General features: G+C 59.8%; 17 protein-coding genes and 2 pseudogenes. 11 read left to right on the top strand and 8 right to left on the bottom strand.

Going from position 1 to position 19139, the window contains the following annotated elements; genetic code table 11:
* Positions 1–493: 493 nt before the first annotated feature.
* Entirely contained in the window at positions 494–1276 is a 783-nt protein-coding gene (locus FSY45_RS25900; protein ID WP_003067035.1) for a GntR family transcriptional regulator, read from the top strand.
* On the opposite strand, the gene FSY45_RS25895 is transcribed toward FSY45_RS25900, so the two are convergent.
* Genes FSY45_RS25895 through FSY45_RS25865 form a run of 7 tightly spaced genes read right to left on the bottom strand, consistent with a single transcriptional unit; the run spans position 1258 to position 9444 of the window.
* On the bottom strand, positions 1258–1920 hold the full coding sequence (locus tag FSY45_RS25895; RefSeq protein ID WP_003067040.1) for a hypothetical protein: 663 nt from the start codon (positions 1918–1920) through the stop codon (positions 1258–1260). The two genes, FSY45_RS25900 and FSY45_RS25895, sit on opposite strands and share 19 nt — an antisense overlap.
* Entirely contained in the window at positions 1917–4343 is a 2427-nt protein-coding gene (locus FSY45_RS25890) for a xanthine dehydrogenase family protein molybdopterin-binding subunit (RefSeq protein WP_003067041.1), read from the bottom strand. The genes FSY45_RS25895 and FSY45_RS25890 overlap by 4 nt, the downstream gene beginning before the upstream one ends.
* Entirely contained in the window at positions 4340–4849 is a 510-nt protein-coding gene (locus tag FSY45_RS25885; protein ID WP_080554180.1) for a (2Fe-2S)-binding protein, read from the bottom strand. The genes FSY45_RS25890 and FSY45_RS25885 overlap by 4 nt, the downstream gene beginning before the upstream one ends.
* 49 nt (positions 4850–4898) lie before the next feature.
* Positions 4899–5603 (bottom strand): CoxG family protein, encoded by a 705-nt coding sequence (locus FSY45_RS25880; protein WP_003067046.1) that lies wholly within the window; start codon positions 5601–5603, stop codon positions 4899–4901.
* 12 nt (positions 5604–5615) lie between these two features.
* Positions 5616–6488, bottom strand: coding sequence for a xanthine dehydrogenase family protein subunit M (locus FSY45_RS25875; protein WP_003067048.1), 873 nt, complete (start codon positions 6486–6488; stop codon positions 5616–5618).
* Entirely contained in the window at positions 6485–7588 is a 1104-nt protein-coding gene (locus FSY45_RS25870) for a PEP/pyruvate-binding domain-containing protein (protein WP_003067050.1), read from the bottom strand. Before FSY45_RS25870 ends, FSY45_RS25875 begins: the two co-directional genes overlap by 4 nt.
* Positions 7585–9444 carry a PEP-utilizing enzyme gene (locus FSY45_RS25865; protein ID WP_003067053.1) on the bottom strand — a complete coding sequence of 620 codons (1860 nt, stop codon included), beginning with the start codon at positions 9442–9444 and terminating at the stop codon, positions 7585–7587. Before FSY45_RS25865 ends, FSY45_RS25870 begins: the two co-directional genes overlap by 4 nt.
* 578 nt (positions 9445–10022) lie before the next feature.
* Here FSY45_RS25865 and FSY45_RS25855 point away from each other — a divergent pair.
* From FSY45_RS25855 to FSY45_RS25815, 9 genes are all read left to right on the top strand, one after another.
* A complete protein-coding gene (locus FSY45_RS25855; protein ID WP_003067059.1) occupies positions 10023–11231 on the top strand; it encodes an amino acid ABC transporter substrate-binding protein in 1209 nt (402 codons plus the stop codon).
* A gap of 66 nt (positions 11232–11297) precedes the next feature.
* Positions 11298–12167, top strand: a complete 870-nt coding sequence (locus FSY45_RS25850) for a branched-chain amino acid ABC transporter permease (protein WP_003067063.1) — start codon at positions 11298–11300, stop codon at positions 12165–12167.
* Positions 12164–13081, top strand: a complete 918-nt coding sequence (locus tag FSY45_RS25845; RefSeq protein WP_003067067.1) for a branched-chain amino acid ABC transporter permease — start codon at positions 12164–12166, stop codon at positions 13079–13081. The genes FSY45_RS25850 and FSY45_RS25845 overlap by 4 nt, the downstream gene beginning before the upstream one ends.
* Positions 13078–13836: an ABC transporter ATP-binding protein gene (locus FSY45_RS25840; protein WP_003067069.1), complete on the top strand. Its 759-nt coding sequence runs from the start codon at positions 13078–13080 to the stop codon at positions 13834–13836. Before FSY45_RS25845 ends, FSY45_RS25840 begins: the two co-directional genes overlap by 4 nt.
* Complete coding sequence (locus tag FSY45_RS25835) at positions 13829–14545, top strand: ABC transporter ATP-binding protein (RefSeq protein ID WP_003067073.1); 717 nt, start codon at positions 13829–13831, stop codon at positions 14543–14545. The genes FSY45_RS25840 and FSY45_RS25835 overlap by 8 nt, the downstream gene beginning before the upstream one ends.
* A gap of 48 nt (positions 14546–14593) precedes the next feature.
* Complete coding sequence (locus FSY45_RS25830; protein WP_003067076.1) at positions 14594–15361, top strand: hypothetical protein; 768 nt, start codon at positions 14594–14596, stop codon at positions 15359–15361.
* Positions 15358–16179, top strand: a complete 822-nt coding sequence (locus FSY45_RS25825; protein WP_003067078.1) for an alpha/beta fold hydrolase — start codon at positions 15358–15360, stop codon at positions 16177–16179. Before FSY45_RS25830 ends, FSY45_RS25825 begins: the two co-directional genes overlap by 4 nt.
* A gap of 1 nt (position 16180) precedes the next feature.
* Complete coding sequence (locus FSY45_RS25820) at positions 16181–17245, top strand: hypothetical protein (RefSeq protein ID WP_003067081.1); 1065 nt, start codon at positions 16181–16183, stop codon at positions 17243–17245.
* A complete protein-coding gene (locus FSY45_RS25815; protein ID WP_003067084.1) occupies positions 17242–17886 on the top strand; it encodes an isochorismatase family protein in 645 nt (214 codons plus the stop codon). Before FSY45_RS25820 ends, FSY45_RS25815 begins: the two co-directional genes overlap by 4 nt.
* Before the next feature lie 86 nt (positions 17887–17972).
* On the opposite strand, the pseudogene FSY45_RS25810 reads toward FSY45_RS25815, so the two are convergent.
* Positions 17973–18485, bottom strand: a pseudogene (locus FSY45_RS25810) (integrase core domain-containing protein); the annotation flags it as partial.
* A 4-nt stretch (positions 18486–18489) separates the two neighbouring features.
* On the opposite strand from FSY45_RS25810, the pseudogene FSY45_RS25805 reads away from it, so the two are divergent.
* Positions 18490–18870, top strand: a pseudogene (locus tag FSY45_RS25805) (helicase-related protein); the annotation flags it as partial.
* Positions 18871–19139: the final 269 nt, after the last annotated feature.

Below are 19139 nucleotides of genomic sequence, written 5' to 3'. Positions count from 1 at the left end.
ACCGGAAGTTATCAGCGCAGCTGAAACGAATCCGGCCGAGAATGCCCTGACGATTGACGCCGGCGTCAGCACAGACACAGTCGCCATAAGCAACCTTCTGTTGATGTCGAAAGGGTGGCAGACCACGGGTGTGGGACTCGAACCCCTGTCAGCCCTTCTTCCCGCCGCGTACTACAAGACATCACGAGTATCTTGTCGAATTCGGTGGTAGACCCGTGGTGGGTTATAGGCGGTGTTAGCTGAGTCAGCCCGTAGCCGACCAAGCAAACTGTACTCCAAAGCGCTGACCAACGCCCCTGTGACGCTCCACGATAAAAAACTACAGCCGCGCAGGTACGGAACGCTAAGGGTTTTCACGATTCGGCCCCAATGTGAGGGGTGTCTACGTAAAATCATTATTTTGGTACTCGCCATGCATTTCGCAGCCTAGACTGGCACGGCATTGCCGCGCTGCTAGGGGTACACAGTGGCTGACTTTTGCTCGAGTTGCTCAATGCCTTTCCAGTACTTCCAACAGCTCTACTCAGAATTCGAATCCGTCAAGGGCTCTCAGCGGGACCTTCCAACCCGTCGCCTCAGCGACCCCGTTGCCTATGTGATTCGTAAGGCAATTTTGTCGGGCGTGCTCAAGCCTGGCAGTAGCATCCCGGAGCGCGTCTTGGCTCAGGAACTCAATGTCAGCAGGACCCCAGTCCGCGAGGCGTTGTTCGTTCTGCAAGGCGAAGGCCTAGTCCGTCTGCGACACAACCGTACTGCTTTGGTGGCGCACTTTTCTCAGGACGACTTGCGCCGGGTGTACTCTCTCCGCGGGCTGCTGGAGGGGTTCTCTGCAGAATGTGCGGCCAGCAATCCGGACCGCTCAAACGTGCCCAAGGTGGAACATTCGTTGCGGCGCTATTTGAAGTTGAATGAACAGTCCACGCCCATCGAGCAGACGCAGGCTGACTTGGAGTTTCACGAGTCCATCTTGGATGCGGCCGGCAGTCACCTGCTCAACACGATTACTCGCCAAGTGCTGGCCGTTACCATCACGCACCGCTCTCGGTACGCCTACACCCCGGAGCAACTGCAAGAGGCGCAGACTCAACACGAGTCCATTTACTCTGCCATCAACAAGGGCGATTACGCTCTAGCGAAGTGGCTCATGACTCAGCACGTAGACAAATCGCGCTCGCTGGCGTCGATGCATCTCTCGGACGCAGGCCCGCTGGCCTCCGAAGTCAACATTCCAAAAACGAGGGCCCGAAAGCCCCGCGTTCAATTGGAACCTAGTTGATAGCTGCGGTCACTGGCCACTTTGCGACGCCACTCGAGGTCGACATCCACTGTTTCCCATGACGCAAGAGTGGCAATTGCACGTTCGTACAGGGGCAGCGCGAGCTGAACAGCGCGCTGCGGGCGAATTCGCTCAATGCTCCAACGCAACTTCTCCCTCGCACCGTCGGGCGAGAAGATGCCTTTGCGGACCCAGTCGACTGTCAGCCAGTCGAAAATGTCCAGGAACGAGAGCCCATCCGCCGCTGAAAGGATGTCAGCCTCGTCGCCACCGCCGATTTCGTGGCGCAGCACCAATCGCCGGACCTGACGAATGAAAGGCTCACCGCCCTCGGGCCCCTGCTCTCTCAACCACTTCTCAATGAAGTCCGCAGAGCGGATGGAGTGAGCGAATAGATAGTCAGGGTCGTCAAATCCCGCATCCGGCGTACCTGAGGGCCCGCCTGGGAAGAATCGCTCAGCATCGTGAGTAATGGCCGCCAACTTCAGCGCTTCCGAGGCAGCTCCATTGGTGAGCTCAATCACCCAGTAGCGTGTATTGAACAAGTGCTCGAGTTGATAAAAACCGTCAAGCCATTTGGTGGCCTCCAACTCGAGCTGCGTGAAGCTGGGGTCCGCGTAACGTCCGCGCACAGTTGGATTCATGCATTCACTCCTGACTGTTGGGCTTTGGCCCGTTCCATCGCGCGCCACACCGCTTCCGGAGTAATAGGCAACGAAGAGATTTCCACACCCTGGGCGCTGAGCGCATCGCAAATGGCATTGACGATAGCAGCGCCTGGCGGAATGGTGCCCACCTCACCCACACCCCGAACTCCGTACGGTGTGACCGGCGAAGGGACCTCAGTGTGAAGCATGTCGATGGGTGGTACGTCCGCCGCGATGGGAACAAAGTAGTCCAGCATCGAGCCGCTGACCAATTGGCCAGTCTCCTCGTCATACCGAAGCTCTTCGCCCAATGCCGCCCCCAGTCCTTGAACCAGCGCGCCTCGCACTTGCCCGTCGACGACCTTGGGGTTCACGACCACGCCGCAGTCATGAACGATGAGAAACCGTTCAATCTGGAACTCACCAGTGATGGGGTCGACGGCTACCACCGCCGCGGCCGCGCCGAAGGCGAAAGCTGCGTCTGGCGGCTCGTAGTGTGACGTAGCCTCGAGGCCCGGCGATTCATCAGCAGGGATTCCCTGACCAACGATGGCACGCGTGAAAACCTGCGATAGAGGCACACTTTGGGTGGGCCCTGATTTGAAGCGCACAACGTCGCCATCAACGCTCAGTTTGTCGGGCGAGGTCTCCAAAGTCCAGGCCGCCAGTCGCAGTATTTTGGCTTGGAAAGCTTGCGCCGCCTCTCGCACAGCTCCCGCCACCGCAATCAGAGTGCGCGATGCGAATGCACCGGTGTTCAGGGGAGAGGTAGCAGTGTCACCGGAGTGCACGCAGATATGCTCGTAGTCGATGCCAAGGGCCTCAGAGCAAAGCTGTGCGATTGCTGTCTCACCACTCTGACCTATGGAAGACACGCCGGTGTACACGTCAACGCCGCCAGAACGGTTGGCGCGCAAGGTCACGCTTTCATGCGCGCCGAACTGCGACCCACGTTTAGCAAGAAAGCGGGCACTGGCGTAGCCAGTTCGTTCGACGAATGACGAGAATCCAATACCTACGATGCGGCCATCTGCTCGGGGCAACCGCGAAGTCATTCGATGTGCTTCGTATGACACAGCTTCAGCCGCCATGCGCAGGGACCGAGGATAGTCCCCACTGTCGTAGACAGCACCACTGGGGGTAGTCCAAGGAAGGTCCTGAGGCTGCAGCAGATTCTGCATCCGCAGGTCGAACGGGTCTCTGCCCATCTTGCGTGCCATCCGGTCAACCAGCACCTCAAGAGCGAAGTTGACCTCTGGCTGGCCGTAGCCGCGGTAAGCACCGACAGGGGTTTTGTTGGTCAGAACCACCTCTCGTGTGACTGACGCATCGGGCACTTTGTAGGGACCTGTAAACACCACACTGGCAAGCTGAGCCGAACCGAACGGCGAGTTCCAGCCACCGATGTCTGTCACGTAGTCATTGATGATTCCGGTGAAGTTTCCCTCCTCGTCGGCGGCCAAGCGGAACCGATGCACTGACTCGCGGCCATGCGTACTGGCACGGAAGTGCTCCATGCGGTCTTCAATCCACTTGACGGGTCGACGCAGAATCATTGCATGCAAGCAGGCGAGCACGTCCTCAGGAAATGCGCCGAGCTTCTGACCGAATCCACCGCCTACATCCCGGGCAACTACCTGAATGCAAGACTCCGATAGCCGCAAGGACTCAGCAAGCTGCTTGCGCACCAGATGCGGCGTTTGAGTGGACAAGTACACCAGAAGCTCATGAGCACCCGGGCGCCAGGAGGCCACGATGCCGCGCGTTTCCATTGGAAGGGGGGTCACGCGGTTGACGCGCATCGTGTCTTCGATGATGTGAACGGCCTCTTGCATGCGGGCGGTTGCATCGCCAGCAGCATCAGTTTGGCGCGCCATCAGATTCGACTTCATAGAACCTGGGTGAAGTACCGGTGCGCCCTCCTCCAACGAGGCAAGTGCGTCACTCACGTGAGGCAAAGGTTCGTAGTCGACGTCGATTAGCTCCAGCGCGTCTTCCGCCACTGCTCTGCTTGTCGCGACGACGCTAACAACGGGTTGTCCCTCATACAAGGCTACGTCTTGTGCAAGAGCGTAGTAGGGAAGACTAGGTGCATTGGGCACCGGGCGCAGAACGGTGAGTGGGTCGCTGAGGTCTCGTACCGACTTGGCGGTCAGGATGTGGCGCACGCCTGGCAGCGCGAGAGCCGCCTCCGTATCCACAGAACGGATTCTCGCGTGCGGGAATGGGCAACGAAGCACCGCCATCTCAAACTGATGCGCGTACTGAACATCATCGACGAACTTTCCGTCTCCTCGGAGCAATCGCTCGTCTTCCTTACGAGGCATGCTCTTGCCGAAGGCGCGAGCAGCGGGAGAACCGTGGTTCTGTCCTTGAGCCCCAAGCTCGTCGCGAAGCTCAGGGTGCATACGTGCATTCATACCTGTTCCTTCGCAACCAACTGGGGGTTGGCCGCCACGGTTTCATGCAAGTACTCGTGTATTGCACTGATGATGTTCTCGTAGCCCGTGCACCGGCAGAGGACGCCGCTGATTTCTTCTCTGATTTCATCACGCGACAGCATCTCTCCGCGCTCCACGATGCTGGTTGCCAACATCAGAAATCCTGGTGTACAAAAACCGCATTGCAGAGCGTGGTGCCGGTGGAAACTGGCCTGCAAGCCATTCAGCTTGTTGTCAACCGCGAGCGACTCTACAGTTCTCACGCATGCTCCCTCAAGTTGAGGTGCAAGCATCAAACACGACTTCAGCGCCACGCCGTCCACTTGGACGGTGCACATTCCGCATTTGCCTTGCTCACACCCAACATGGGTTCCAGTGTTCCCGAGACGATGTCGCAAAAAGTCTGCAGCGTGCATTCGCGCGGGCGCTGTTGCCGTCACGTATGCTCCGTTGACAGTCAAATTGATGGGTATCTCTTCGTTCATGGCAGGGTAATAGTTGGTCAGGGTCGCCTGGAGTACTCAGATGTTGAAATCAAGTCAATCGCCACAGCAGCACCAAGCCGACTGCGAAGGTGCCCAAACTCCCAAATGCGGTAAGACGTGACCAGAAAAGCAGCGCTCCCTCCATAGAAGGAGATTGACTCGGCGCCACACGATGAGGGGATACGATTTGTGCTGGAAAAGCAGATTGGCTGCCGGATTGCGATGAGGAAGCCGATGGCGTCGAGTCCACGCCGCTATTCGAAGGCGCAGCATCTACGGCAGCAGTAACCTTCTTCTCGTCGCCTTCGCTCAGCACGCGTTCAAGCTGCTTGGCAAACTCTGCGGTCATCTTCTCAGCCTGCTTCGCGACCACTTTCTGACCAAGGCTGCCAAGTGCTCCGCCTAGCGCAACTTCACCCGTTACTGTGACGGCAGTCGCCCGTCCATCGTCGACCGAAGCCAGCGTCACACGGTTGGTGCTCCGGAAATTGCCGATAGCCCCGCGTACAGCCTTGCCGATGGAAGTAAATCCCATCGACTGCTGCTCCACACGCTCAGTGATTTGAACCCGCGCTTGGAACGTGGCCGTCATCGGACCCACGCGTTGGGCGAGCACCACATCAAGGCTATCTGCATCAATGACGTCCGCCTTCTGCAGGCCAGGCATGCACCACGCGACACGGTCGAATTGAGAAAAGAAGTTCCAGACAGTCGCGATGTTCTGCGCCACCTGGAAGGATTGTTCGTACTTCAAAACTGAATCTCCCTAATGCACTACAGGCGCGCTTTTGCGCAGCGCCTTGAGGGCACGTTCAACATAGACAGGCGCCAAGTGAGCCCTGTACTCCGCGCTAGCCCGGAAGTCGCTCGCAGGGTCAATGACGCTGCCGACAGCAGCAGCGGTGCGCGCAATCACCTCGTCGCTCAGGGTGGTTCCCTCTGCGATTTCCATCAACGCGTGGGCAAGCACCGGCGTCTCGGAGAGTCCACCGAGACCGATGCGCACGTTCTGCCATGTGCCGTCGTCCTTTTGGTCACCGACCACCGCGACTGAAAGAACGCAGAAATCGCCGTGACGGCGTACGACCTCCATGAACGCATGGTGACGCGGTGCGGGCGGAAACTCTATCTGCGTGAGCATCTCGTCTGGTTCAATGGCTGCAGCGTAGGGACCGTCATAAAAGTCCTCCATGGCAATCTCTCGAGAACCATTGGGACCATGAACGTGTAGACGCGCGTTCAGCACAAGGCATCCCAAGGGCATCTCGGCGCTGGGGTCTCCATGCACCAGACTACCGCCCAAGGTCCCACGATTACGCACCTGACGGTCTGCAACGTGCCGAATCATCGTGGACAACAGAGGTAGGCGCTGGGCCACCAGCTCCGAGTGCTCGACCATTGCATGGCGCGTAAGTGCACCAAACACAATGTCGTTGCCGCGAGGCTCAATGACTGACAGTCCGGGAATCGCGTTGACATCAATCAAAGCGGTGAGTCGCCATAGGCGCATGTTCAACATGGCCACAAGGTTCTGACCACCCGCAAGGACCCGAGCCTCGCCTGGCTCGTACTCCGAAAGTAGCTGAACCGCTTCTTCGACTGAAGTCGCGCGGTGGTATTTAATCGGCGCGGATTTCACGCTGCTCCCTTGGCTCCAGTTGCAGCTGGCTTTGCAATTTGATTACCTGCCATACGTGCAAGGACGTGACCAATCGGCGAGCGCGACTTTCCGACGATGCTCTGGGCCGCCTTGCGGCTCCAAACGGTTTCCGGCCGAACTTGAAGCACCCGGACATTGCCGTTCACGTCGACGGCCCACTCGATGTCTTGAGGCGCACCGCGACGGCGCTCGATGTGCTTGGCCAGTTCTGCCAGCGCAAGCACGTGAGATTCCTCCAAGCACGACACGCCAATCCTGGTCTCTTCGATAGGCAGAACGGCGACACCCTGACTGGGGTCGAATCGGTACTCCTCGCGCTGGTCGCTGCGCTTGCGCTCCACGATTTCGAGCGTGACTTTGTCCACCATGAAGCGCGACGGCGTAATGTCGCCTTTCACCACGCCTTCACCAAGACCCCACACGGCCTCCATGGCGACCTTGGAACGGTCGCCGTTGAGCGGGTTGAGGGTGAACATCACCCCAGCAGCACGGGCTTGGACCATTTGTTGAATGCCGACGCACATGCCGAAGTCGCCACGGGAGATGACAGCCTGTCCATCCACGCGGTACGACAGCACTGCCTCGCCGAACATTCCCACCCAGCACTGACGGACGTGGTGCAAGACGGACTCGATGCCACGCACCCACAGGAACGTGTCGTACTGTCCGGCGAAGCTCGCACCCGCCAAGTCCTCTGACTCTCCGCTCGAGCGCACTGCGACCGGAACGTCCTTCACACCCGTACGACGTTCAAGCTCAGCGTACGCCTCGCGGATGTCTGCTTCCAGTTGAGCAGGCAGGGGAGCGTTCAGCACCCCGGCAATCAAGGTTTTGGTTTCGGACTTGATGTCTTCCAGGGCCATCTTGTCCGCTGCGGCACTGACGCGCCGCGCTTCTTCGCTCAGCCCGGCTGCATCCATGAAGCTGCGATAAGCGGTGGTTGTGATGCCAAAGCCTGGTGGGACGGAGAAGCCGCTGGCGGTCATCTCACCAAGGCTCGAGAACTTGCCACCCAGAGCCGGATGCCCGTTTGCAATGGGGTCATCTAACCAGAGCACGAAGGGAGCTGCTGCACTCATACTTGCACCGCCTTTTCCAGCACGCGAACCGTGCCTTCGGTTCCGTCAACCTCGATGAGGTCGCCGGTAGAAACGTTCACCGTGGCGAAGCCGGTCCCCACGACTGCCGGCAGCCCGTACTCACGAGAGATGATTGCCGTGTGAGCCATCATTCCGCCAACGTCTGAGACGGCGGCCGAGATGCGTTGGAAGACCGGGGCCCAACTAGGCGCCGTGATGCGGCACACGAGGATTTCTCCGTCTTGCACATCGTATAGCTGCTCGGACTCGGTGATAAGACGTGCGCGCCCTGTCACCTTACCCGCAGATGCTGCGATGCCTCGCAGCACGCCGTCTTCTGCCGTGTCGCCGCCGAGCCATTGTTGAATGGTCTCTTGGGTGATGCCCCAGAGCATGATGGTGAGTGGCTCCGTGATGGACTCCGGAGGCACACCCAAGGCCGGCGGAGGCGACCATTTGGCCAGAGCATCCCGAATCTTTCGGCGCTTCTGAATGATGGGGCGCCAGTACACCTCGCCACGAGGAGGAGTGCCGACCGCCCAACCAATAATCATGTCGTACAGCGCGTCGTACACCTCGTGGCGGTGCAGATAGAAGATGTCCTCCTTGTCGTCAAAGAACTTGTGCGCGACGAACACTTCGCCGAGCTCACGGACTTTCTCCCAGAACAGGGAGTGGTGCCAGTGTTCGACGAAGAAGTTGTGGTCTTCGACGTAAGGATAGACCGTGCGTGCGAGCTTGACCAGGCCGTCGAATGCCTCGCGGTCATCTTCCGTGGGAAGAAGCTCACGGTATTCCTGGGTCACGCGGGTGCGCGTCTCGATGATTTTGTCGAGAGGGCGACGGATGTCTTCGCCACGGCGCAGTGCCTCGATGTAGCCGCGCAAGGCGGTGAAGGGCAAGCGGGGGTCCGTCATCCAGACTGCGTCAGAGTGCGTGTAGCCCACACCCGTCGAGAACCAGAACCAGGGGTCGCGCGATTCTTCATACGCAGCTAGCCAAGCGGCGCCACCCGGAAGCGAGCCAACAGCCTTCAGCGCTGCAGCAGGGTCCGAATTGGCCAGCAGCGCCCCGTCCACCGACAGCTCGATTGCGCGTGACGCCAGCTTGCGCAGCTCGTCGTCGGGGCGGAAGAGCAGGATGTCGATGCCAGAGACCATGTCGGTGATGGTCTGGTCACTGATGCCCGGGAACGCTTGCTGACAGAACTCGCGGAACGTCAGGTAAGCACCATAGCCGAGGTTCAGCATTTCGAAGTGGTACGAGCCCATCTCGAAGAGGTTCTCGATGAGCCGGTTGTACGAGCTCAGCAGGTCGTGCGAAGAGTAAATGCCGCGGTGACCGTAGACGTTCTCCTCAGGCTCGAACTCCGGCAGCGGCTTGAACTGAATCTGCTTCAGGCGTTCGATGCAGCCGTTGGCCTTCTTCTTCCATTCAGCATAGATGGTGTCCCAGTTCTCGTAGTAGTGGCCAGCACGCTCGTTGAAGAGCTCTGCGCGGCGCGCCACTTCGGCGGGGTCGTCGATGGAGTTCGGGCTGACGTAGAGGTAGCCATTGATGATGCGTTGGTCGATGCCCATTGCCACCGGAATGGGCCACACCTTCGTGGTCATTTGGCTGGCTGCCACCCACCAGTTCTCCGTCATGATGGTGTCGAAGGGGTACAGCGGCTCCGGGTTGTGCATGCCATCGAAGTACCAAAGCTTCTGCTCTTCCACGGCGCGGCGCTCTTCGCTGATGTGAGCGTAGTAGGGGTAGAGCTCCTGCCAGCCCTCGGCGCCGGGGGGGGGCGCCACGTCAAATGGGCTTTGGAATCGGCGCTTGGCGCTGGGGGTGGTGTTGTTCTGCACTGCCATTTGTGTCCTGTAAATACCGTTGCATGAGCAAAAGTGTGACCACTTTCGCCGACACCTGAGTCGGCGAAAGTGGCCGGTGGTTGTATCGCATATTGCGACGCTGTCTCCATGCAAATGGTATGCCAACTAACGATTTGTGCACTAGGGAAAGTCTTAGGAGGTAGTTTCCCTTGCAACCTTCCCGTGCGTTTGAAAGTTGACCAAAAAAAATTAGATTGCGGATAACTTATTGTTTTTAATGGCTTTTATCCTTTATCCTTGCACGATGCATTGCTGAGGCCAAGCACGACAGGCACGCATATTGCGTAGCGTTGGCAGGCAGGCCCGGTTTCAACCCTATTTGGTGCGTCCATTTTGGCATACCATTTGGCGTGAATCGTTTTGGTGCTGATGAGGCGGAGATAGGCCTTCAAAGCATTGAACGCACCGAAAAGGTGCGCTGCCCAACGGTCGTCAACCCAGGTTGCCGGCTTCATCAACCGCAAAAAAAGGACCTCGTCATGTCTTCTAAGATTCAAGAGCCCACTACCCAGACGGTGATGCCAGGCGCGAGCGCCGCAGGCACACATCGAAGGGCTGTGCTCAAGGCCGCGGCCGCAGCCGCGATGCTTTCTGCCGGAGCACCACTCGCTTTCGCACAGGGTGCCCCCAACTCCGTGCGAATTGGTTGGGCCATCTCGAAGACGGGCGCCAATGCCGGCGGCGTCTCTGCCTCCATCTCGGGCAATTACCGGCTGTGGGTCAAAGAGGTGAATGACGCGGGCGGAATCATGCTCAAGGCGTTCAACAAGCGCGTTCCAATCGAGGTGGTTGAGTACGACGACCGCTCGAGCACCGAAGAGGCTGTGCGCTACACCGAGCGCCTTATGTCGCAAGACAAAGTGGACTTCGTGCTGGCTCCATGGGGCACGGGCAACAACCTCGCCGCCGCGCCGACCTACGAGAAGCACGGTTATCCCCTGCTGGCCGTGGCAGCGCTGCCGGCCGATGCGACCGCACTGGTGAAGCGCTGGAAGCACGCCTTCTTCTACGAAGGCGATGCCATCCCTTATGCCGAGGCGCTGCTGGACGTTCTGGCCGCCAAGCGCAAGGAAGGCCTGATTGGTGACACGGTCGCCATGGTCAATATCGCCGACAGCTTCGGTGTGGAAGCCGCCAAAGCCGCGCGCGCCGCCATCAAGAGCCATGGCTTCAAGCTGGTGTACGACAACACCTATCCCATTGGCGTTCAAGACGTGACGCCCATCATCAACGAAATCAAGAGCAAGAACGCTGACTCATTCATCGCATTCTCCTATCCGCCCGACACCTTCCTACTCACGGAACAGGCCAAGGTTCAGGGACTGAACCCGAAGGCGATGTACCTTGGCATCGGCACCGCGCTGCCTGCGTATGGCCAGAAGTTTGGCGCCGACCTGGAAGGTGTGATGGGGCTCGGGGGTGTGGACTACGGCAGCCCCGTCATTCAGAGCTACTTCAAACGTCACAAGGACCTGACTGGCTACGAACCGGACCGCTTCACCGCACCCCTGGTGTGGGTCTCGCTGCAGATGCTTCAGCAGTCCATCGAGCGGGTTGGCAAGGTCGACCGTGCTGCCGTCACGCAAGAGCTGCGCAATGGCAGCTTCGAGACCATCTTCGGCACGGTGAAGCTGCAGAACCAGATTCTTCGTGACCTGTTCTACGTCGGCCAGTGGCAGAACGGCGAGTACTACGGTGTCGCGCCCATCTCGAAGAAGGGCGCCAAGCCCATCGTGATGCCCAAGCCCGCATGGAAGAAGTCCTAAGCGTCCCTCACTTCGTCGCCTGTCCAAGCCGCTTGTTCGCAGGCTTGGGTAGGCAGAAAGACTTCGATGAACTTTGTTGACGTGCTGCTGACGGGTGCGACCCTTGGAGGTCTATATGCGCTCGTGGCGATGGGGCTGACTCTGCAATATGGGGTCGCTCGCATCATGAACCTGTCGTACGGTGAATTCCTCATCGGGGCAGCCTTTATCGCCTGGATTGTGTCAAAGCTTGGCCTATCGCCTCTTTGGGGACTGCTGCTCGCAGTGCCTCTGGGATTCGGCGTTCAATGGTTGGTTTACCGCGTTCTGATGGTGCCGCTGGTCAAGCGCACCGGAGCTGGGCCTCAGTTGGAGGTGGACTCAATCCTTGCCACATTTGGTTTGCTTTTCATTGTGCAAGGGCTGATGCTTTTGCAGTTCACTGGCAACTACCACAGCTACAGCTATCTGGCTGAACCCGTGCAGATTCTCGGTGGAACCGTCGCTGCAAACCGCTTGCTCGTCCTGTGCGTCGCGGCAGCCGCAGCTGCTGGCCTGTTTCTGTTGCTCAATCGTACGCGCGTAGGGACCTCTGTCCGGGCGGTTGCTGTGTCTCCTCAGTTCGCTCCCCTGGTGGGCATTAACGTTCGCCAGCGAGCTGCTCAGGCATACGGGCTGGGCGGCGCACTGGTGGCAGTCTGCGGGGTGCTCGTGAGCATGTTCCTGCCCTTCTCGGCCACCATGGGCATCATGTTCACCATGAAGGCGCTCATCGTCGTCATCATGGGCGGCGTGGGCAACCTGATGGGTGCGCTGGTCGCCGGACTGCTCCTCGGCTTTGCCGAGACCATCGTCGCCAGCATCGAGCCTGCGCTCATCCTCGCCGTCAACTACGGACTCTTTTTGCTGGTTCTGCTTGTGCGCCCCACGGGCCTGTTTGGGAGCGTCGGGCGATGAGCACGAAAGAAAAATTTGCATGGGCGGCAGCCATCGCCGCCGTCGTGGCCCTGGCCATGCTTCCGTTCGGCATCGAGAGTGACTACTCCCTCGGGTTGTACCTCAACATGTTGATGTACTCAGTCCTGGCAACGGCTTGGGCCTTGTTCTCTGGACCGACCCGATACGTCTCGCTGGCCAGCGTCGCATTCTTTGGCATGGGTGCCTACGCGGCCGCGGTCCTCGGCGAGGTCGTTTCCTGGCCCGTGGTGCTCCTCGCCGCAACTGGCATCGGCATTGTCATGTCGCTGTTGGTGGGTCTTGCGACGCTTCGACTCTCTGGGGTGTACTTCGTCATCTTTAGCTTCGGCCTGGCCGAGCTGGTGAAGCAGCTTGTGAGCTGGTACGAAGTCAAGTTCAGCAAGGTGTTGGGCCGCTACGTGACCGCTGACGTAACGACTCAGGACATCTACTGGCAACTCCTGGCGCTGCTGGCCTTCATCCTCCTCATCCGCGTGTTGATTTCCAGGTCTCGACTCGGCCTAGCCCTGCGCGTCATCGGCGAAGACGAGACAGTTGCCCGTCACGTAGGCATCAACACCACGACGGCGAAGGTACTGCTGTTCATGTTGTCGGCGTCTTTCATGACCCTGGCCGGAGCCATCATGGCGCCCCGTTGGACCTACCTCGACCCGAGCATCGCTTTCTCGGCGACGGTGTCCTTCCAGACGCTAATCATGGCGCTGCTGGGCGGAGCGAGTGCCCTGTTCGGCCCAATCCTCGGTGCCGTTCCCCTCGTGCTTCTGTTTGAGTACCTCTCCGGCAACTTCCCGAACCACTACCCCATCCTGCTGGGGCTCATCTTCATTCTCATCGTCTACCTGTTGCCCAACGGCTTGGTGGGCGCCGTTGCGCAGCTCAGGAGACGAGCATGACTTCACCAATTCTCAAACTGCAGCAGGTGACGCGTCGTTTTGGCGGTCTGGTAGCCGTGGACCGCGTGGACATGGAAATCTTCGCGGGCGAGGTGATTGGCCTGGTGGGACCCAATGGCTCGGGCAAAACGACGGCGCTGAACCTCGTTTCAGGCGCACTGTCTCCTACGTCAGGGACCATTCAGTTCCTCGACCAAACCATCAGTGGGCTGGCCAGCCATCGCATTGCTCGCATGGGCGTCGCGCGCACATTCCAGTTGGTTCGTGTGCTTGGCAGCTTGACTTGCGCAGAGAACGTGGAGGTCGGATTGGCCTTCCACCCCAACGGCGTGCACGGTAAAGCCGCTCGGAAGCAGGCGATAGCACTGCTGACCAAAGTGGGGTTGCAGAGTCAGGCTGACACTCCTGCAAGCAAGCTCACTTACATCGACCAGAAGCGACTTGAACTGGCGCGCGCGTTGGCCCTGCATCCTCGCCTTCTGCTGCTTGACGAATGGCTTGCAGGTCTCAATCCCACCGAGCTCCAGGAAGGCATCGAGCTCATCCGCTCCATGCGCGCTGACGGCATCACCATCGTGATGGTTGAGCACGTCATGGACGCGGTGAATGCGCTCTGCACCCGATGCATTGTTCTCAGCAGCGGCCAAAAAATTGCGGACGGGCCAACGCGCGAGGTGCTCAGCAACCCGGCTGTCATCGCTGCGTACCTGGGCGAGGACGAGTCTGACGCCGAAGAGGAGGTGGCCCATGCTTGAAGTCAAGGACATCTCCGTTCGTTATGGTCAACACAGCGCGCTTGACCGAGTGAGCCTTCAAGTCGCACCTGGTGAGATTGTCGTGATGCTGGGCGCGAATGGGGCGGGCAAGACGTCCTTGCTGAAGGCGCTTGGCGGCATGGTCCCTGCGCAGCCGGGCGCTCGCGCGACGCTCAACGGCGTGGACCTGATGAAGCTGCCACAGCACGACATCGTCAATGCTGGACTGGCACTGGTTCCGGAAGGCCGCGGTGTTTTCGGTCAACTCTCTGTGAAGGACAACCTACGACTGGGAGCGCTTCCAAAGCGTGCTCGCGCGGGCGAGGCAGAGATGCTGGAGCGAATCGTTTCGCTGTTCCCAAAGCTCAACCTTCGAATGAGCCAGACGGTCCGGACGATGAGCGGCGGTGAGCAGCAGATGGTTGCCATCGGTCGCGCGTTGATGTCCCACCCGGACATCCTTCTTTTGGATGAACCATCGCTCGGGCTGTCACCACTCGTGTGTCGCGAGCTGTTCAGTGCCCTCCGCCGAATTCGAGAACTCGGCATCGGTGTGCTGCTTGTAGAGCAGAACGCCCGCCAGAGCCTGGCCATCGCAGACCGCGGCTACGTGGTCGAGACCGGCCGCGTGGTTGGTGAAGGCAAAGCGCAAGCGCTTTTGCACGACCCCGCCGTCCGCAAAGCCTATCTGGGCGCCGCGGCGCACTGACCGCGAACCCCTGACCCTCTAACCCTTAACCAACGAGAGACTCCAGACATGAAGCCTTACCGAATTGGCCAGATTGTGCCCAGTTCAAACACCACCATGGAAACGGAGATTCCGGCGATGCTGCGGTTGCGCGAGCAGGTGCTGCCGGAGCGTTTCACCTTCCACTCAGCGCGCATGCGCATGAAGCATGTGAAGAAGGAAGAGCTCGCGGCGATGGACGCCGAATCCGACCGCTGCGCGTTGGAGCTGAGTGACGCACGCGTGGACGTTCTGGGTTACGCCTGCCTGGTCGCCATCATGGCCATGGGTCGCGGCTATCACCGCCAGTCTCAAGCGCGCCTTGGCGAAGCAACTGTTAGCAACCAGGGTGCCGCACCAGTTGTTACCAGTGCTGGCGCCTTGGTGGACGCGCTGAAAGTCATGGGCGTCAAACGCATCGCATTGGTGGCGCCCTACATGGTGCCGCTGACCGAATTGGTCATCGACTACATCCAGAACGAAGGCTTCGAAGTTTCTGACTGGAGGGCGCTTGAGATTCCGGACAACCTCGAAGTCGGCCGACATGACCCGTCGAAACTGCCCGGCATCGTGGCAGACATGAAGACGGACGACGTGGATGCCATCGTGCTGTCAGCGTGCGTCCAGATGCCTTCGCTTCCCGCTATCGCTCAAGTGGAGGCCCTGACCGGCAAACCCGTCGTGACCGCTGCGGTCGCCACCACCTACGCGATGCTTGGCGCACTCGGCCTCGAGCAAGTTGTGCCTGGCGCTGGCGCGCTGTTGTCTGGTCGCTACTCCAAGAAGGCGCTGGGATGAGCAGTACCTTTCTCTACGGCTTCCACGTTCCCGCCAACGGAATTCGCCACCACCTCTTGCGCTATGGCGGAAAGGGTCCGAAGCTCCTCGTCGTGCCTGGCATCACCAGCCCGGCTGTGACGTGGGGCTTCGTGGCGGAGACTCTCGCACAACACTTTGACGTTCATGTTCTCGATGTGCGTGGCCGCGGCTTGAGTTCGTCGGGTCCTGAGCTCGACTACTGCTTGGATGCCCTGGCAACCGATGTCACCGCTGTTCTCAGCGCGCTCGACTGGCAAGAAGCGACCGTGTTGGGTCATTCCATGGGCGCCCGAATTGCTGTTCGCGCGGCCGCCCATATGCCATCTCGGTTTGGCCGGCTCCTCCTCATTGACCCGCCAGTAGGCGGGCCGGGTCGTCGCCCCTACCCCGCGCCGCTGGCGTGGTACATCGACTCCATCCGCCTAATGGCTGCGGGGCAGCCGTGGGAAGAACTCAAGCGTTTCTCCCCCACTTGGACCGAAGCGCAACTGCGACTGCGTGCACAGTGGCTGCACACGTGCGACGAGAAGGCCATCGAGGAAGCCTGGAACGGCTTTCACAACGACGATGTTCACGCCAACTTTGCCTCGCTCACGGTTCCTGGTCTCCTGATGATTGCCGGGCGCGGCGGCGTCATTCTCGACGAGGACGCCGCTGAAATCGCCCGCCTTGCACCCGGGCTGAAACAGGTCGTGGCCACGGACGCGGGTCACATGATTCCCTGGGACGATGAGGCGGGCTTCTTCCGCTTGCTCGGCCAGTACCTGAATCTCTCATTCCACCCTGAAGGAGCATGACATGCCAGTCAGCGACGTAGAACTCATCCGCGCCTGGGACCAGGTGCTCAGCCTCTCCGGCGTGCGCTCAGGCGACATGGTGACCATCCTCACCAGCGACAACACTCACCCTCAGACGCTGCGTTGCGCCACCATCTCTGCGGCGTCTTGCGGTGCGGTGGTCAATCGGCTCGACCTGCCACCTATCAACGGGGAGAAGGCACTGAGCCGAGATTCGCTGGCGTACCTCGGGACGACACCCTTGACTGGTAACCGCGCCGCAATGGCGGCACTGAAGGCCAGTGACTACGTTCTCGACCTCATGACCCTGTTGTTCTCCCCTGAACAGCAGGAGCTCCTTGAGTCGGGTACGCGGATTCTTCTTGCGGTTGAGCCGCCTGAGGTGCTCGTTCGTCTTGTTCCCACGCCGGAAGACCGAGAGCGCGTGGCCACTGCCGCTCGCATCTTTGAGGGCAAAAAGGCGATGTACGTCACCTCGAAGGCAGGCACGAATGTCCGCATGCCCTTGGGACAGTACCCGGTGGTGCAGGAGTACGGTCTCGTTGACCAGCCGGGGCGTTGGGACCACTGGCCAAGTGGCTTCATTCTCACCTGGCCGAACGAAGGCGAGGTTGAAGGAACCATCGTTCTCGACAAGGGTGACATCCTGCTGCCCATGAAGAGCTACGTTCAGTCGCCTATCACCATCACCATCAAGAAGGGCTTTGCCACGAGCATCGAAGGTGGTTTGGATGCCGAACTGCTCAGTGAGTACATGGCATCTTTCAACGACCCCGAGGCATACGCTATCTCGCACATCGGCTATGGACTACAGAAGCGAGCGTTCTGGAGCACGCTGTCGCTTTATGACCGCGAGGCAACCATCGCCATGGATGCTCGCGCGTTCAACGGCAACTTCCTGTTCTCGATGGGGCCCAACAACGAGGTGGGAGGAACTCGCTCCACGCCGTGCCACATCGACATCCCCATGCGTAACTGCAGCGTGGCGCTCGACGATGTTCATGTCGTTCGGGAAGGCAAAGTGGTTGAAGAACTGCACTCAGCATCGAGAAAGGTTGCAGCATGAGTTCCGCGTCCAACGTGCAGCCTCACGACGCGGATGACGTCGCCGTGTATGCCCGCCAGGGGCTGGGCGCGAGCCTGGGCCTGCAGGCTCCCTTCGGGTTGCTCATCGTCGACTTTGTGAATGGCTTCGCCGACCCTGCGCAGCTCGGCGGCGGCAACATTGCACCCGCGGTCGAGGCTACCGTTCCTGTGCTCGCGCACGCTCGCGCGAGCGGCTGGCCAATCGCCCACAGCCGCATCGTCTACCCCGCCGACGGCAGTGAAAGCAACGTGTTCGTGGAGAAGATTCCAGGGATGCGGACGCTGCACGAGGACGCGCAAGCAAGCGCCATCGTTCCCTCCCTTGCGCCTCGCGCGGGTGAGTTGGTGGTGCGCAAGACGGCTCCGTCCGCGTTCTTCGGAACAGCGCTCTCCGCTTGGCTGACTGCGCGTCGCATTTCTACGCTGTTTATCGCAGGCGCTACCACCAGTGGCTGTGTGCGCGCCAGCGTGGTGGATGCAATGAGCTGGGGCTTTCGCCCAGTGGTGCTCGAAGACTGTGTTGGGGACAGGGCAATCGGTCCTCACAACGCAGCACTCTTCGACCTTCAGGCGAAGTATGCCGATGTCCGCCCATGGAGCGACGTGGCCACTCGACTCTGAGGATGACCTGCCCCCATTGACCGTACCAATGGATTGGAGAAGTCCGGGGTTAAAGGTTAATCGAAGTTTTGTTTCTGCTCACTGCCAGCGGCACCGCCAGCGCGCTGGAGGTGCCGCTGGGCGAATCGTGCCGGCGGGATGCGCCCCAGACTGCTGTGCGGCCTGACCTCGTTGTAATCCCGCCGCCAATGTGCAACGCACTCCCGGGCCTGTGACAACGCTTCAAACCACTGCTCGTTGAGGCATTCATCTCTGAACTTGCCGTTGAAGCTCTCGATGTAGCCGTTCTGCATGGGCTTGCCCGGCTCAATCAGGATGTGTCGAATCCCGTTCTTGTGTGTCCAGGCCAGGAACGCCCGACTGGTGAACTCTGGGCCATTGTCCGTTCGCACTGCTGCCGGGTAGCCACGGAACCGTGCCACTTGGTCGAGCACGCGCGTGACGTATTGGCCCGAGATGCCGTAGTCCACCGTGATGTCCACGGACTCCTTGCTGAAGTCATCCACCACCGTCAGACACTTGATGCGCCGTCCACTGGATAGGCTGTCCAAGGCGAAATCCATGCTCAGCACCTCGTTGATATTCCTGGCCAGTTGCAGCGGCATAAATGGGGACACGAGCGCGTCAGCCAGCCACACCTCCAGTCGACAAAAGCGCATCAAGGCCTTCCAAGAAGCGCCCGGCTTCGGTGTTCTCGTCCTTTCCCCGGTTGCGGTCGGTTTTGGCGTGAACATCCAGGCAGCTAATCACGTGGTCCACTACACCCGAACCTGGAACCCGGCCAAAGAGGGCCAGGCCACCGACCGGGCATATCGCAACGGGCAGAAGAAGGACGTTTATGTCTACTACCCGGTCGTCTGGGCTGAAGACTTCACGACTTTCGATGTGAAACTGGACCGGCTACTGACGTACAAACGTGGTCTAGCCGAAGACATGCTCAATGGCTCCGGCGATGTGAACCCTGGCGACTTCAACATTGCTGAAGTCGTCCCTGCAGCGGATAGCTTGGACATTGATGAGCGCGTCAGCCGCCCACGCCGCAACAGCGGCGGACCGGGATACCCCGGCGGAGCAATGGACAACCAAGTCGACTTCGTCGGCACAGTCATGAAGGCGGTCCACGAACGAGGGTGTGCAGAATTTTGTGTAAACGGACAATCAACCGCCGGCGCAAGCCGGCCTGTCCGTAAGCACAATGAGCACCAAGAAACACGACGTACCCGAAGAACTGCTGTCTGGCCTGCTGGCCAACT

It is taken from the genome of Comamonas sp. Z1, assembly GCF_008121555.1.
Lineage (GTDB): Bacteria > Pseudomonadota > Gammaproteobacteria > Burkholderiales > Burkholderiaceae_C > Comamonas > Comamonas thiooxydans.
Note: the sequence above shows the minus strand (reverse complement) of the source record. Positions and strands in the feature narration are given on the sequence as shown.